General features: G+C 63.7%; 13 protein-coding genes. 9 read left to right on the top strand and 4 right to left on the bottom strand.

Annotated features, from left to right (window positions below):
- Positions 1 to 269: 269 nt before the first annotated feature.
- Positions 270 to 1,391, bottom strand: coding sequence for an acyltransferase family protein (locus QO014_RS11470; protein WP_266348846.1), 1,122 nt, complete (start codon positions 1,389 to 1,391; stop codon positions 270 to 272).
- A gap of 107 nt (positions 1,392 to 1,498) precedes the next feature.
- Between QO014_RS11470 and QO014_RS11465 the strand changes: the two genes are divergently transcribed.
- Positions 1,499 to 2,842 (top strand): SGNH/GDSL hydrolase family protein, encoded by a 1,344-nt coding sequence (locus tag QO014_RS11465; protein ID WP_266348845.1) that lies wholly within the window; start codon positions 1,499 to 1,501, stop codon positions 2,840 to 2,842.
- A gap of 69 nt (positions 2,843 to 2,911) precedes the next feature.
- Here the strand turns inward: QO014_RS11465 and QO014_RS11460 are convergent, their stop codons facing one another.
- From QO014_RS11460 to QO014_RS11450, 3 genes are read right to left on the bottom strand one after another with little or no spacing between them, the layout of a single operon-like run.
- On the bottom strand, positions 2,912 to 3,679 hold the full coding sequence (locus QO014_RS11460; RefSeq protein ID WP_266348844.1) for a cysteine hydrolase family protein: 768 nt from the start codon (positions 3,677 to 3,679) through the stop codon (positions 2,912 to 2,914).
- Positions 3,680 to 3,683: 4 nt separating this feature from the next.
- Positions 3,684 to 4,109: a cupin domain-containing protein gene (locus QO014_RS11455; RefSeq protein ID WP_266348843.1), complete on the bottom strand. Its 426-nt coding sequence runs from the start codon at positions 4,107 to 4,109 to the stop codon at positions 3,684 to 3,686.
- A gap of 27 nt (positions 4,110 to 4,136) precedes the next feature.
- Positions 4,137 to 5,690 carry an amidohydrolase family protein gene (locus QO014_RS11450; RefSeq protein WP_266348842.1) on the bottom strand — a complete coding sequence of 518 codons (1,554 nt, stop codon included), beginning with the start codon at positions 5,688 to 5,690 and terminating at the stop codon, positions 4,137 to 4,139.
- A gap of 121 nt (positions 5,691 to 5,811) precedes the next feature.
- Between QO014_RS11450 and QO014_RS11445 the strand changes: the two genes are divergently transcribed.
- The 8 genes from QO014_RS11445 (at position 5,812) to QO014_RS11410 (ending at position 13,599) form a co-directional block, all read left to right on the top strand.
- Positions 5,812 to 6,792, top strand: coding sequence for a LysR family transcriptional regulator (locus QO014_RS11445; protein ID WP_266348841.1), 981 nt, complete (start codon positions 5,812 to 5,814; stop codon positions 6,790 to 6,792).
- Positions 6,793 to 6,909: 117 nt separating this feature from the next.
- Positions 6,910 to 7,929 carry an extracellular solute-binding protein gene (locus QO014_RS11440; RefSeq protein WP_266348840.1) on the top strand — a complete coding sequence of 340 codons (1,020 nt, stop codon included), beginning with the start codon at positions 6,910 to 6,912 and terminating at the stop codon, positions 7,927 to 7,929.
- Positions 7,930 to 8,091: 162 nt separating this feature from the next.
- Positions 8,092 to 8,964 (top strand): ABC transporter permease, encoded by an 873-nt coding sequence (locus QO014_RS11435; RefSeq protein ID WP_266348839.1) that lies wholly within the window; start codon positions 8,092 to 8,094, stop codon positions 8,962 to 8,964.
- Positions 8,961 to 9,755 carry an ABC transporter permease gene (locus tag QO014_RS11430; RefSeq protein WP_266348838.1) on the top strand — a complete coding sequence of 265 codons (795 nt, stop codon included), beginning with the start codon at positions 8,961 to 8,963 and terminating at the stop codon, positions 9,753 to 9,755. The genes QO014_RS11435 and QO014_RS11430 overlap by 4 nt, the downstream gene beginning before the upstream one ends.
- 9 nt (positions 9,756 to 9,764) lie before the next feature.
- Positions 9,765 to 10,577 carry a nucleoside phosphorylase gene (locus QO014_RS11425; protein WP_266348837.1) on the top strand — a complete coding sequence of 271 codons (813 nt, stop codon included), beginning with the start codon at positions 9,765 to 9,767 and terminating at the stop codon, positions 10,575 to 10,577.
- Entirely contained in the window at positions 10,574 to 11,671 is a 1,098-nt protein-coding gene (locus QO014_RS11420) for an ABC transporter ATP-binding protein (protein ID WP_266348836.1), read from the top strand. Before QO014_RS11425 ends, QO014_RS11420 begins: the two co-directional genes overlap by 4 nt.
- Positions 11,668 to 12,621, top strand: coding sequence for a carbohydrate kinase family protein (locus QO014_RS11415; RefSeq protein ID WP_266348835.1), 954 nt, complete (start codon positions 11,668 to 11,670; stop codon positions 12,619 to 12,621). Before QO014_RS11420 ends, QO014_RS11415 begins: the two co-directional genes overlap by 4 nt.
- A gap of 165 nt (positions 12,622 to 12,786) precedes the next feature.
- A complete protein-coding gene (locus tag QO014_RS11410) occupies positions 12,787 to 13,599 on the top strand; it encodes a creatininase family protein (RefSeq protein WP_266348834.1) in 813 nt (270 codons plus the stop codon).
- Positions 13,600 to 13,601 lie beyond the last annotated feature (2 nt).

Here is a 13,601-nt window from a genome sequence, read left to right as displayed (position 1 = left end):
GATTGAGACGTGCGATCATTGTTCAATTCTCCCAGGCAGGCCGCTTCGTCTGAAGGCGGCGGACGGTCGGTCGAAGCGCTCTGCTCGAAGATAGAGCCCGCGGGCCTAATGTCGACCGCTGGGTTCTGTTCCTTGAGGCTCGCCTAACTTAGAGGAACGCCACGCGCTTGGCTTGCATGACTATGGCGAAAAGCTTGGTCAATTGAACGGATATTCTCCACTGTGACGGAGCAGCGCCAAATCATTCCCCGACAGAGGCGTCGACCTTTTCAGCTTGCTTCAGCAGGCGGCAGAGAGGCGGCGCGCTTGCCACTGGTAAGCCGCTTTCCGAAATGCATGGATGGTTCCTCTATGCAGCGATAGCCGATTTCCGCCGCCAGAAGGGTGAAGACCACCACAAGCCCAACGATAAGCCAGTCCGGAATCGTATCGTGGAAAGATCGGAATAATATCAGCAAGATCGGAAGATGGAACAGATAGAGGCTGAAGGACACCCGGCCAAGCCATTTCAAGGCGGGGAAATCGAGCGCTTGGCTGACACTTCGGTTTGCGGCAGCCAATAGGATGAAGAAGCTTGCGGCGACGCCATAGACGAGTTCGGCGCCCGGGACCGCTGCGGGAAGAGCGAGCAGCGATAGTGCAATCAGAGACAACCCCAAAATGCTTGCGGGGCCGAGTTTCTTCATCGCACGATCCAGAGTTCCGAAGTGGATAGCGAGCAGGGTCCCGGCACCGAAGAATATCGAGTAGCTGAACGTGTCGAGCCACGAATGGACCGTGCTGTCATCTGTAAAGAAGAGCTTTGCGGCGCTCGATACAATCCAGATCGATCCGAAAACCAAGACAGCCGGGATTAGTCCTCTCAGCGCGATAATCACGATGAGCGGGAATACGAGCGATATCCTCAGTTCATGGACGAGGCTCCACATGACGTTATTGAGTGTCATGTCGTCCTGGCCTCCAGACAGGAGGAGGTGCCGCATGACCAGTTCGGCCGTCGGCTCGCCAGTCCATGATTTCTCGTTGAACCACATGCTGAGCGTGCCAACAGGTTCAGTGAACGACAGGAGGCACAGGAGTACAGCGACAACGATCGATACGGCGAACGGCACGTAAATCCGGAAGAATCGGCGTGTTAAGTATTGGATATAATTCGGATTTCTTCCAGGGGAGAAGTATAGATAGAGAACGAACCCCGAAAGCACGAAGAACAATATGACGGCCGGGCGGCCGCCGATGATTGCGCGCAACGGTGTATAGCGAAAATAGGTCGCCGGCTCGTACCATGCCTCCAGCGAAAAGACATTGACGCTGGCGAGGGCCGAGGGAAAAGTCATAAACAGGTGCGCGATCAGCACACTCAGTGCTGCGATGCCGCGAATTGAGTCCAAAGATGCTATCCGCACACCCGCCCCCCGGCCGGTAACCCATTGAGATCCCGTTGCAGTGCTGTGCACAATTGTGCGTTACGCGACGATACATAATCAAGAGGTGTTTGATGACATGGATCAATCGACGCGCATTTCTTGGTTTGGGGAGTTCGCTGGCCACAGGCCTTTGGCTCGTGTCCCATGGTGCCAACGCATCCGAGTTTCGGCGGCGGGCGATGGAGGGCGGCGGTGATGGGCACGTCAGAATGTTTGCCGGCAGCCGGGCCGAATTCCCCTTTGCCTTCAAGTCTGTGGCGGGAGGCGCGGCGGAGTGGACCGTCTCAAGATTGGCGTTTGCCAACCCCGGATGCGAGAAGACGGATCTGGAGGCGGTCTTCGTCAATCTGGCTTTGCCGCCGGAGCGCGGCGGGGCGGAGACGCCGGGTCCTGCGACGATTCGGGTCGCCGCGGTGCTCAGGATTGAAGGGGCCGCCGGCCGGCTCGGTGTTGCAGCGCATGATAGAACCGCAGTCGTCGTCAGCGTCGCGCCGGGCGAGGTCGGCAGGATCATCTGGCCGGACACTACGATCGCGGCGGGCGCCCGCTACTATGTCGACAGCTTCGTGCAATCCGATGTCGAACAGGGTGTTCCTGTCGCATATCAGACGAATGCCGAGCGCGGCGAAGGTGTAGCGCTTCTCGGCACTAATATAGGCGACGATATCCCGATCGATGCGAAAGTAGAATTCGCGGACGGGCGCTCTGCATTCGGCCCGTCTGCGCTCCTGGCGCGCCCAGTGGGACAGCGGCGGGGGATATCAGCGGCCCTGATCGTCGATTCGATCGGAATGGGGGCAGCCGAGGCGCGCAGCGGCGGTGACCTCAATGGCCAGCGCGGCTTTCTGGGACGTGGGCTTGACAAACTGGGCGTCGATAGCGGCAAGCTCGGAATGCACGGCTCCGTCATCGCGTCGTTTCTCGGGGACGCCTTCAAGGTGCGGCGGCAGATCATGAATGAGGCGGCCGATCTGCTGGTATTTCAGGTCGGTAACAATGATCTCAATCGAAGCCTCAGTGACATCATCAAGGACTGGTCGGCAATGGCCGACAACCTGAGCGATGGCGGACGCCTTCCGGCGATCGGCGTCATGCCCGGACCCAAAACGCGTTCGACCGACAATTGGTCGAGCCTTGCCGGTCAATCGGTCTATCCATCGGATTCATTCGCCGATCCGTTGACGAGCGCGGAAATCCGATTTGGCTTCCGGCACTGGATGGCTTCGCAGGTTGGTGACCGGCTGCTCGGCGTGATTGATCCGCTGCCCTACTGGAGCGACGCGCCGCAGCGCCCCGACTACTGGAAGCCGGGCGCGACCGCCGACGGTACCCATCCCTCGGCAGCCGCGCAGCAGGAGGCCGTGAAGGCAACCATTGCGCCGGATATTGCACGAATACTGGCGGCGGACGGCTGACCTTCCGTATCCTTCTCGGTCGATCGCAGTTCATCGAGCAGGACGCAGGCCGACCGGACCGCCCGACCGTCAGCCGATCCCCTCGATCAATCCGGTCGAGCCGATCACGAAGCCGAAGCATTGGCGGACGTTGTAGATCGTTGCCTGCATACAGAACTCAGGCGACGTCGTCGCCGAGCAATCTTCCAGCATGATTGTGTCATAGCCGCGGAAATTGGCGTCCTGCAGCGTACAGAGAACGCATTGGTCCGCATTGACGCCTGCGAATAGAACGGTCGTTACGCCGAGATTGCGCAGGATACTGTCGAGGGGCGTGTCGACGAAGCCGGACATACGGTATTTCGCGACATGAATATCCGTTGGCTCGATGGTCAATTCATCGACAATACCGGCCGACCAACTGCCGAGCTCCAGGACATGGGCGCCGCTTCGGGGCAGCGGATCGCCGAGACCGACGCTGGCGCCGTCGCCATTATAGACGTGGAGAAGGGCAGGCGAGAGGTTGAGCCGGTCGGGACGGTTTCCCCAGTTCAGCCAGATCACCGGCACATTCTCGCGGCGGAGCACCGGCAAGAGCGCCTGAAGCGGCGCGATCGGCGCGCGGGCCGGCGTTACGTCGACGCCGATATGGGCGAGCCAGCCCTCCGGGTGGCAGAAATCATTCTGCATATCGATGACGATGATCGCAGTCCGCGCGAGGTCGAGCGTCAGCTTCTTGTTGCCTGCATCGACGTTTACGGGCCTCGGTGTTGCCTGCGCGCGGACCATGTTGGCCTCGCCGGCATCAACCTGCCAGCAATTGGCCGGCGCCGAGCCGAGGCGGTTCAGAGGTGCCATCGGGTCATGCCTTTCCGGAGAGGACGGCGACGTCTTCGGCGTCAAGCGCGATCGGTGTGCCGCCGCGGATCAGTTCGGCGAAACCCTGGTTCGGCGTCATCACAGTCAGCGTGTAGAGCTTGCTGTCGCCGGTGTTCCTGACGACGTGCTCGTTGCCCGGGTTGAGCAGCAGCGCGTCGCCCTTCTTGATCGGCAATTCCTTATCGCCGCAGCGGGCGATACCCTCGCCATGCAGCACATAGAAAAACTCATGCGCCTCCGAATGCTCGTTCGGCGGTGTGGCGCCGCCGCGATTGAAGATCTCGATGACGAAGATGTTCGAGATCGCGTCCTTTTCCTCGTCGAAGAGGATCGCGAAATAGTTCGTGTCGGTCGGTGAAATCTGGAACGCCTTGGCGTTCGCGACAGTCTCGAAGCTGAAGGTCTTCACGGCAATATCCTCGTCAATCCAATCGGTTCATTCGGCGGCGGCAGGGTAGCCGAGCGCCTTGGCGGTGGAGGGCGGCATGCGGAGCGGCAGATGTCCGGCCGGCACGTCGCGATTCGTCGCCATAGTGTGCATCTGGTCGAGCCAGGGCCGCACCACAGCAGCGCCCGCGCTCATCGCCGGGCAATAATCGCGCCGGAATCGCTCGGCCGCTTCCGAAATCTCGGCGCGGATCGACTCTTCGTCGATCAGGGCGAGCTTGCGGTCCTTCATGACGACGCGGCCGTCGACAATCGAGGTCTGTACGCTGTCGGAATTAGCGCTGAAGGCAATCTGCTGGATCGGGTCGTGCAGCGGCAGGAAGCCCCAGTCATAGCGGTCGAGCAGGACGATATCGGCCTTCTTGCCGACTTCGATCGAGCCGACCTCATCCTGCATCAGGCTGGAGCGGGCGGCATTCCTGGTCGCCATCTCATAAACCTCGTGCGCCGAAACCCACTGGCGATAATCATGCGTGCCGATCTTGTGGATGCCGGACGCCGCCTTGATCGCCTGGAAGATGTCGGCCGAATCGGCTGAGGCGACGCCGTCGCAGCCGAGCGCGACATTGACGCCGGCATTCTTGAGCTTGCGGACTGGTGCGACGCCGGAGCCGAGTTTCAGATTGGCGAGCGGGTTATGGGTGATCGAGGCGCCGACATCGCCCATCATGGCTATGTCCTCTTCGGTCAGCCAGATTGCGTGGTTCATGGTCAGGCGATGCGTCATGCAGCCGACATCGGCGAGGAAGGCCGGCAGCGTCTTGCCGTATTTCTCCTGACCCGTGACGGCCTGCGTCTTCGTCTCCAGGACATGGCAGTGGATCGGCAGGTCCATGCTCTCGGAGAGTGCCGCGACCTCTTCGAGCAGTTCCGGCGAACAGCGCTGCGGGCCGCAGGGGCCGAGGATGATGCGCATGCCATCCTTGTCGTGCCACTTGCCGTGCAGTTCGTGAAAGAGCTCGATCTGCTCCTTGCGGCCGGGCGTGTGCAGCGCATTCAGCCGCGCCTTCAGTTCGTCCGGCATGATCTGGTTCAGGAAGGGCAGGCTCTTCAGGAAGCCCTCATCCCACATCGAGGCGGTGATCCACCCCTTGAGGCCGAGGTCACGATAGGCGGTGGCCGTCGCGTCGACGGCATCGGCTGTGAACGCCATGTTGATGACGTCGTCCTGCAGCGCGGTGACGCCCGAGCGGACCGAGACGATGCCGACCAGCAGGGCGCGCAGATAATGCTCGCGCCAGGTCAGCGTCGGCGCGCCGAAGGGCGGATAGACCTCCGAAAGCCAGATTTCGAGGGGCAGATTGTCATAGCGCCCCATCTCGAAGCCTTCATTCGAGTGCATATGCGCGTCGACAAAGCCCGGCATGACGATGCGCTTGCCTGCCTCGATCACCTCGATCCCGGGATAGGCGGCGGCCTGCTCGCTGAGGTCCGCGCCGATCGCTGCGATCTTGTCGCCGACGATCAGTACATCGCCTTTGTCGAGAACCGTGCCGGCTGCGTCGTTGGTGTGGATATAGCCTTGGCGGATGAGCAGGGGCATCAGTTCAGGTCCTTCGATTTCGATTGATCGTGGTCCGGCCGGCGCGGCGGCACGGATCGTGCTTTCGCTGGCGGAAGGGGGGGGCGCTCGCTACGAGCGAAAATGGAAAGGTGGGTCTGCCATGCTTCGCCACCAGGATCACGGTCTGGATATCCGCCTGATGCGGACATTCCAGATTCTGCTCGATGAATGCAGCGTTTCGCGTACGGCCGTTATTCTCGGCCAGAGCCAGCCCGCCGTCAGCCTCGCGCTGAAGCGGCTGCGCGAAATCATCGGCGATCCTCTGCTCGTCCGAAGCGGCAGCCGCCTCGTGCCGACCGAACGCGGCATCGAACTCGGCGCGCGCATTGAGCGGGTCCTTGCTGAAATTGACGGCATGGTGACCGATCACGTGCAGTTCGACCCTTCCGTCGACACGCGCAACATCCGCATTCACGGCGTTAATTGCCTCGGCATGTTCTTCCTGCCGCGCATCGTCGAACTGCTCAGGCGCGAGGCGCCGCTGATGCAGGTCGATTTCTGCGGCACGCCGGACGAGCGCGAAATCTTCAACGAGATGGAATCGGGCGCGATCGACCTCGTCATCGGTAACTGGCTGATGCCACGTGACAATCTTCGCGTTGCGCCGCTGTTCGACACCGACATGGTTCTGGTCATGCGCCGCGATCATCCGATGGCCGCGCGGAGCATGCTCTCGCTCGACGAATATCTCTCGCTCGATCACCTCTCGCCGACGCCCTATATCAGCGCCGCGATCAGCCCGGTCGATGGACGGCTGGCGCAACTCGACAAGAAGCGCCGCATCGCGCTCACCGTTCCGGAATTCACGCTTGTGCCGCCGGTGCTGGCGCGCACGGATCTCGTCTTCACCTCCAGCCGCCCGTTTGCCGAGCAGATGGCCGCGACCATGCCCTTCGCCATCATCGAGGCGCCGGCCGAGTTCGAGACCATGAAGTTCTTTATGCTGTGGCATGAGCGGGTTCATCAATCGCCGTGCAGTCGTTGGCTGAGAGGCCTGGTGCGCCGCGTTGCGGGTGAACTCAACGAACTCGGCAACCTACATTCGCGCAAAGCCGGTCTGCGCGACATAATCCCGGCCTAATAGACACTATCAGCACTGCGGCACTTTCTCGTTTTCCCTGATCGGCTTCAATCGGATGCCGTTCATGCAAGAACCAGGGGAACGAAAGACATGCGCGCTCAAATGACTCACCGCGCGATGGCTGCCGCACTTGCGGCATCGATCGCTCTGCCGATGACCCTCTCGCCGGTCATGGCTCAGGATTTCAAGGGCAAGACCCTCGTGGTCGGTGTCTGGGGCGGCGATATCGAGCGTCTGCTGCGCCAGAACGTCGTCGGCCCGCTCGAGGCCGAGACCGGCGCCAAGGTCGAGCTGGTGCTCGGCGGCACCGGCGATCGCCTCGCCCGCATCTATGCCGAGAAGGCCAATCCGACGATGGATATCGCCTTCCTCAACATTTACGAGGCGCCCCAGGCGCTCAAGGACGGCGTCGTCGAGGCGCCCGATCCCAAGAGCCCGCTCTATACCGAGATCTGGGACGGCATGAACGATGGCTGCTACGCCATGTCGCTCGTCGGCCTCGGCATCGCCTACAACAAGAAGCTCGTGCCGAATGCGCCGGAATGGGCCGACATGTGGAAGCCGGAATACAAGGGCAAGATCGCTGTGGCGAGCTATCCGGGCTCGGAGGGCGACGGCCTGCTCGGCGTTGCAGCACGCCTTGCCGGCAAGGACGAGCATGATGCCGATGCGGCTTTCGCGAAAGTCTCCGAACTGAAGCCGATCGCGCTCACCTACACCAATCTCGACGAAGCCTTCGCCATGATGGATGCGGGCGAAGTCGCCATGGCGCCGATGATCTCCGGCTATGTGCTCTCAGCGCTCAAGACGCATCCCGATATCGGCTTCTCCTTCCCGAAGAACCCCGGCCCGGTCCTGGTTCGCGACATGCTCTGCCTCGTCAAGAACTCGCCCAATCCCGAGCTCGCCAAGAAGTTCGCTGAACTCGCACTCGGCGTGAAGAACCAGACGGACTATGCCGAGCAGCTCTATTTCGGCCCGACCAACAAGAACGTGAAGCTGCCGGAGAATGTCTCGGTCGACGTGATCGACACGCCGGACGAGGTCAAGGGCCTGCTGCAGATGGATTGGCCTTATGTGATCACGCAGCGCGCCGACTGGACGCAGCGCTGGAACAAGGACGTGCTCGGCCAGTAAGGCAGGCCCGACCCCTTCCTTCTCCTCTCCCGCTTGCGGGGAGGTTGGGAGGGGGCTTGCAAGACTCCGCCCGAGTCCAGCGGTCCCCTCTCCAACTCTCCCCGGCGAGCGGGAGAGAGGGCTCGCCGGAGCTATCCGGAGCCGACTAACAGCGAAGGTGCCATGAACAGTTCGAACCCATCCTCGAAGGCGGCGCTCTTCCTGCTTCCTGCCGTGCTGCTGTCGGCGGTCGTGTTCCTGCTGCCCTTCGTCTGGCTGGTCTATACGAGCTTCAAGACTCAAGGGTCCGGCTCGCTGCTCTTGGCCGACGGGCTGACACTGAAGAATTACGGCCGGCTGCTCGACGATCTCTATTTCGTGCAGGCCTTCGGGCGTACCGTCTGGATGAGCGCACTCGCGACTTTGCTCTGCCTCGTCATCGGCCTGCCGGTTGCCCGGTTGATCGCGACATGGTCGGGGCGCGCCAAGGGGCTGCTGCTCGCGCTGATGCTGGTGCCGCTCGTCTCTGGCGCGCTGCTCCCCTCGCTCGGCATGATCCATTTTCTGGGGCCGCTCGGCGTCGTGAACGGCACGCTCAAGATGTTCGGCCTCATCGACACGTCGATCAAGTTTCTCGGCACTACGACGGGCGTCATCCTCGGCATGGTGCAGGCCTTCCTGCCGCTGATGGTGCTGCCGCTGGTCAACACGCTGTCGCGCATGCCGCGTGATGTCGAGGCGGCGGCGAATTCGCTCGGCGCCGCGCCCGTCCGCGTCTGGTTGCGCGTGATCCTGCCGCTGGCGATGCCCGGCATTATTGCCGGGTCGGTGCTGGTCTTCTGCGCTGCGTTCACCTCCTTCGTGACGCCGCAGGTGCTGGGGCAGGGCAAGATCGCCACCTTCGGCACTGTCGCCTATCAGCAGGCGGCGCTGGTGCTCGACTGGCCGTTCGCCTCGACGCTCGCCGTCGTCGTGCTGGTGGCGATCGGCCTGCTCCTGATCCTCACGGCGCAGTTCAACCGGCTGATCGCTCGCAAGCGGAGGATCGCATCATGAGGCCCTCCATCGCCGCTCGGGTGGCCCAGACGATCTGGACGGTGCTCGCCTATGCCTTCCTGCTGGCACCGATCCTGGTGCTGATCCTTGCCTCGTTCAACGACGCCAAGTTCTTCCGCTTCCCGCCGCAGAGCTTCTCGCTGCATTGGTACGAAGCAGCGGCCGCCTCGGGCGAATATCGCAGCGCGCTCGCGTCGAGTTCGATCATCGCGCTGATCGCCGGCACGCTCTCCATCCTCGTCGGCTCGCTCGCGGCGTTCGCGCTGGTCCGCTTCGACATGCCGGGCAAGCGCTGGATCGAGGCGATCCTGCTCGCACCGCTCGTCCTGCCTCTGATCGTCTGGGCGATCGCGCTCTTACAGATCTATGCCTGGCTCGGCATGAGCGGCACGCTGGTCGGGCTGGTGCTGGCCCATGCTGTGATTACCGTGCCCTATACGGTGCGCATCATGGTTTCGACCTTCGAGCGCATCGATCCGGTGCTCGAATCGGCGGCGGCCAGCCTCGGGGCGACGCCTTTCGCGGTCGCGCGCCGTGTCATCATTCCGCTCGCCATGCCCGGCCTCGTCACCAGCGCCGCCTTCTCGCTGCTGATCTCGTTCAACGACGTCATCGTGTCGTCGCTGATCGCGGGCGCGCGCTGGATCACCTTTCCCGTCCGCCTCTACGCCCAGCTTCGCAGCGAAGGCGTGGATCCCATCACGCTGGCCATCGGCGCTACCATCATCGCGGTGATCCTGATCGCCGCGATCGTGGGCGAATACGCGCTGAAATGGTCGCGGCATCTGTGAGAAAACCCCATGAGCGCTGATTATCCCTATCTCGACCGCATGCCGAAATTCGAGCGCGACGGCATTCCCTCGCTGACCGGCTTTCGCCGCGAGACAATCGCGAAATCGGTTGTGCTCGCCGTGCGCGATCCGCTGGTGGTGGGCGAGGGCGCCTCGGAAGATGCGATCGCCTCCGAGCTCGAGGGCGCCGAGATGGTGGCGCGCACCGGCCTCTTCACCACGATCTCCGGCACCTATCGCGGCACGCCGGTCTCGGTCGTGCTCGGCGGTAGCGGCTCTCCGGAGGCCGAACTCGCGCTGATGGACCTCTTCAACTACACCGATTGCGACACCGTCATCCGCATTGGCGGCTGCGGCGGCTGGGGCAGACAAGTCAAGGTCGGCGATGTCGTGATCTCATCGGGCGCGGTGCGCGACGAGGGCATGACCAAGGCGCATGTGAAGGTCGAATATCCGGCGGTCGCGGATTACCGCGTCGTCGCCGCCATGGTCGCCGAGGCCGAGGCGATCGCAGCCCCCTATCATGTCGGCGTGACCCGTTCCGGCGACAGCGAATATACCGGCTGGGGCAAGCCGGGGCCGGGCGGCTACCTGCAGGAAGAGCACAAGCAGATCATCGACTATTGGAGCCGCGCGGGCATCCTCAACACCGATCGTGAGAGCGCCGCGATCCTGACGCTCTGCGCGCTTTATGGCCGTCGCGGCGGCTCGGTCTGTTCGGTCGGCGACAATGTCGTCACCGGCGAGGCGCATAAATCCGGCTCAGGCCAGAACAAGGCGATCCTCGTTGGGCTCGGCGCGCTGGCGCGGCTCGCCTCATGAGCGCGGCCGCCGCCCCCCATCTCAAGATCGAGCAGGTCACCAAGCGCTTCGGCGAAACCGAGGTGCTCAAGGACATTTCTCTCTCGATCCCGAAGGGCGCCTTCGTCGCGCTGCTTGGGCCGAGCGGCTGCGGCAAGTCGACCCTGCTCAAGATTATCGCCGGGCTCGAGGCGCCGTCGGGCGGGAGCGTCCATCTCGGCGGCCAGTCGCTGGATGGTGTGCCGGCTTACAAGCGCGATATCGGCGTCGTGTTCCAGAGCTACGCGCTGTTCCCGCACATGACGGTCAACGATAATGTGCGCTTCGGCCTCGACATGCGCGCGATGCCGAAGGCCGAGGCCGCCACGCGCGTGGGTGAGGCGCTGGAACTCGTGAAGCTTGGCGGCTATGGCGAGCGCATGCCGTCGGAGCTCTCCGGCGGACAGCAGCAGCGCGTCGCGCTCGCCCGTTCACTGGCGATCCGGCCGCGTCTGCTGCTCCTCGACGAGCCGCTCTCCAATCTCGACGCCGTGCTCAGGAAGAGCGTCCGCGTCGACATTCGCGAGCTGCACGAGCGCGTCGGCGCCACGACGGTCATGGTCACCCATGACCAGGAAGAGGCGATGAGCATGGCCGATACGGTCGCGGTCATGGCCGAGGGGCGCATCCTGCAACTCGGCACGCCGGAAGCGATCTATGAGAGGCCGGCGACGCGTTTCGTCGGCGGCTTCGTCGGCAATCCACCAGCCTCGCTTGTGCGGGCGCTGAAGCGCTTCGAGGGCGGCTGGCTGTTCGGCGATACGATCTGGCGGCCGGAGGACAGGCTCGCGGCCCGCATGGACCGCTTCAACCGCGTCGATCTCGTGGTCGGCCTTCGTCCCGAGCGGATCGCGATCGTCGCGCCTGACGCGCCCGGCGCCCTTCGGGCCGAAGTGCGCTCATCGGAATATCTGGGCGGTGGCCGTCTTGTTCATCTCGATCTCGGCGGGCAGAAGATTGCCGTCGAAGCCGCCGGGGCTGCGCCGAAGACGGGAACCTCCGTCGGACTCATGCCGGACGCCGGTGCGGTGATGCTGTTCGACGCGGAAACCGGCGTCAGATTGGAACGTGAATGACCAGGCCGCATGTCTACTGTCTCGGGACCGTGGTGCTCGACCGGATCGTCGAAGTCGATCGCCTGCCGGGGCCTGACGACAAGGTATTCGTCAAGGCGAAGCGGGAAGGGCCGGGCGGCCCGGCGCGCAATGCGGCCGCCGCACTCGCCGCCTGGGGCGAGACGGTATCGCTCGCCTCCGTCGTCGGCGACGATCCGATCGGCATGAAGCTGCTCGCGCGCCTCGATGACGAATCGATCGGTTCCGAGGCGATCGACGTGCTGCCCGACCTCGAGACGGCAGCGACGCTGATCATGGTCGATGACGCCGGCGAACGGGCGATCGTGATCGAGCCGGTTCCCGATGCCGTGCTCGCCAAGATCGGACGCAGCCTGAAGCCGGCGGCGGGTGACGCTGTCGTCGCGAATTTCTTCCATGTCGAGGCTCTCGCGAGCACGTTCGATCGTGCGCGGCAGGCGGGCGCCTTCGCCGTGCTTGATCTCGAACTGCCGGAGCTTCTGCGTTGGGGCTGGGACGCCGCATTCCGCGCCGCCGCGAGCGCCGATGTCGTCATCACCAACAGTCAGGTCGTGCGCGCCTTCGCCGAGCGCGAGGGGCTTGTTTCGGCCAGCGCCGAGGACGTGGCGCGATCGCTCGCCTCCCGCCTGCGGCCGGCCGGCGGACGCGTCTGCGTCACCCTCGGCGCAGCCGGCGTCGTTGCACGCGAGGGCGATGCGTTGATGAGGGTGGCAGCCCTTCCGGTCAAGCCGCGCGATACGACCGGCGCTGGGGACCGTTTCATGGCGGGGCTGGTGCGGGCGCTGCTCGACGGCGCCATGTTTGACGTCGCCTTGCGCCGGGCCGTCGCCGCGGCCGGGCTTCTCCTCTCCGGCGATCCGCATGACTGGGGCGATGCCGAACGGGCCGCGCGCAGCCTGACGCTGGTGACGCTCGGCGAGGCCGTGGGATGACCACCCTTCCTGCTCCTCTCCCGCTTGCGGGGGAGGTCGGGAGGGGGCTAGCCGCTCCGGACTGTCTGGGAGGCCCTTCTCCAACTCTCCCCCGCTTTGCGGGAGAGAGGGTGGCCGGAGCCTTCCGGCCCATTGCATCATTGATCTGGAATAGAGAGTTCAACCATGCCCCTCACGCTCCCGCCTTCACGCCAATGGATTGATCTGACGACATTCGAGGCGGGTGCTCTGCCGCGCGAGACGGTCGTGCTGCTGCCCGTCGCGGCCGTCGAGCAACATGGGCCGCATCTGCCGATCGGCACCGATGCGCTCATCAATCGCGGCATCGTCGCGCGCATGCTGGAACTGCTGCCGAAGGATGTGCCGTTTCTGGTCCTGCCGGAGCAGACAGCGGGAACGTCGCAGGAGCACATCGACTTCGCCGGCACGATTTCCTTCGAGCCGCCGCATCTCATGCGGATCTGGTCGCATGTGCTGGTGAACGTCCGGCGCGCCGGCATCAATCGCGTCATCATCTTCAACAGCCATGGCGGCCAGACGGGGCTGCTTGCGCCGGTTGCCGTGGACCTCCGCGCCAAGCTCGGCATGTTCGTCGCCTATGCGAGCTGGTTCGATGCGGGCTACCCGGAAGGCCTCTTCAGCGACGAGGAAATCCGGCACGGGATGCATGGCGGCGCGATCGAGACCAGCCTGATGCTGCACTTGCGCCCCGATCTCGTGCGGACCGATCTGATGGCGGACTTCCATTCGAAGTCGGTCGATCTGGACGTGGTTGCCAAGCAGATCTCAGCGAATCCAGGCGATGGGCGTCTGGGCGGATTTGGCTGGAAGGCGGCGGATCTGAACAGCCAGGGCGTGACCGGCGACGCATCGGTGGCAACGGCCGAGGCTGGCCGCATTCTGCTCGATCATCTCGCCGGTGCGCTCGCCCTGCTCGTCCAGGAGATGGCGAAAGCGGTCGACACGATCGAAGGCTGAAC

The sequence above is a fragment of the Kaistia dalseonensis genome (assembly GCF_030814715.1).
GTDB lineage: Bacteria > Pseudomonadota > Alphaproteobacteria > Rhizobiales > Kaistiaceae > Kaistia > Kaistia dalseonensis.
The sequence above is the reverse complement of the archived record's forward strand: the minus strand, read 5'-3'. Positions and strand labels throughout refer to the sequence as shown.

What these genes read in the sequence shown, in the direction of transcription:
- QO014_RS11465 (WP_266348845.1), top strand. Translation starts at nt 1,499, where the DNA reads ATGACATGGATCAATCGACGCGCATTTCTTGGTTTGGGGAGTTCGCTG.
- QO014_RS11460 (WP_266348844.1), bottom strand. Translation starts at nt 3,679, where the DNA reads ATGGCACCTCTGAACCGCCTCGGCTCGGCGCCGGCCAATTGCTGGCAG.
- QO014_RS11450 (WP_266348842.1), bottom strand. Translation starts at nt 5,690, where the DNA reads ATGCCCCTGCTCATCCGCCAAGGCTATATCCACACCAACGACGCAGCC.
- QO014_RS11445 (WP_266348841.1), top strand. Translation starts at nt 5,812, where the DNA reads ATGCTTCGCCACCAGGATCACGGTCTGGATATCCGCCTGATGCGGACA.
- QO014_RS11440 (WP_266348840.1), top strand. Translation starts at nt 6,910, where the DNA reads ATGGCTGCCGCACTTGCGGCATCGATCGCTCTGCCGATGACCCTCTCG.
- QO014_RS11435 (WP_266348839.1), top strand. Translation starts at nt 8,092, where the DNA reads ATGAACAGTTCGAACCCATCCTCGAAGGCGGCGCTCTTCCTGCTTCCT.
- QO014_RS11430 (WP_266348838.1), top strand. Translation starts at nt 8,961, where the DNA reads ATGAGGCCCTCCATCGCCGCTCGGGTGGCCCAGACGATCTGGACGGTG.
- QO014_RS11425 (WP_266348837.1), top strand. Translation starts at nt 9,765, where the DNA reads ATGAGCGCTGATTATCCCTATCTCGACCGCATGCCGAAATTCGAGCGC.
- QO014_RS11420 (WP_266348836.1), top strand. Translation starts at nt 10,574, where the DNA reads ATGAGCGCGGCCGCCGCCCCCCATCTCAAGATCGAGCAGGTCACCAAG.
- QO014_RS11415 (WP_266348835.1), top strand. Translation starts at nt 11,668, where the DNA reads ATGACCAGGCCGCATGTCTACTGTCTCGGGACCGTGGTGCTCGACCGG.
- QO014_RS11410 (WP_266348834.1), top strand. Translation starts at nt 12,787, where the DNA reads ATGCCCCTCACGCTCCCGCCTTCACGCCAATGGATTGATCTGACGACA.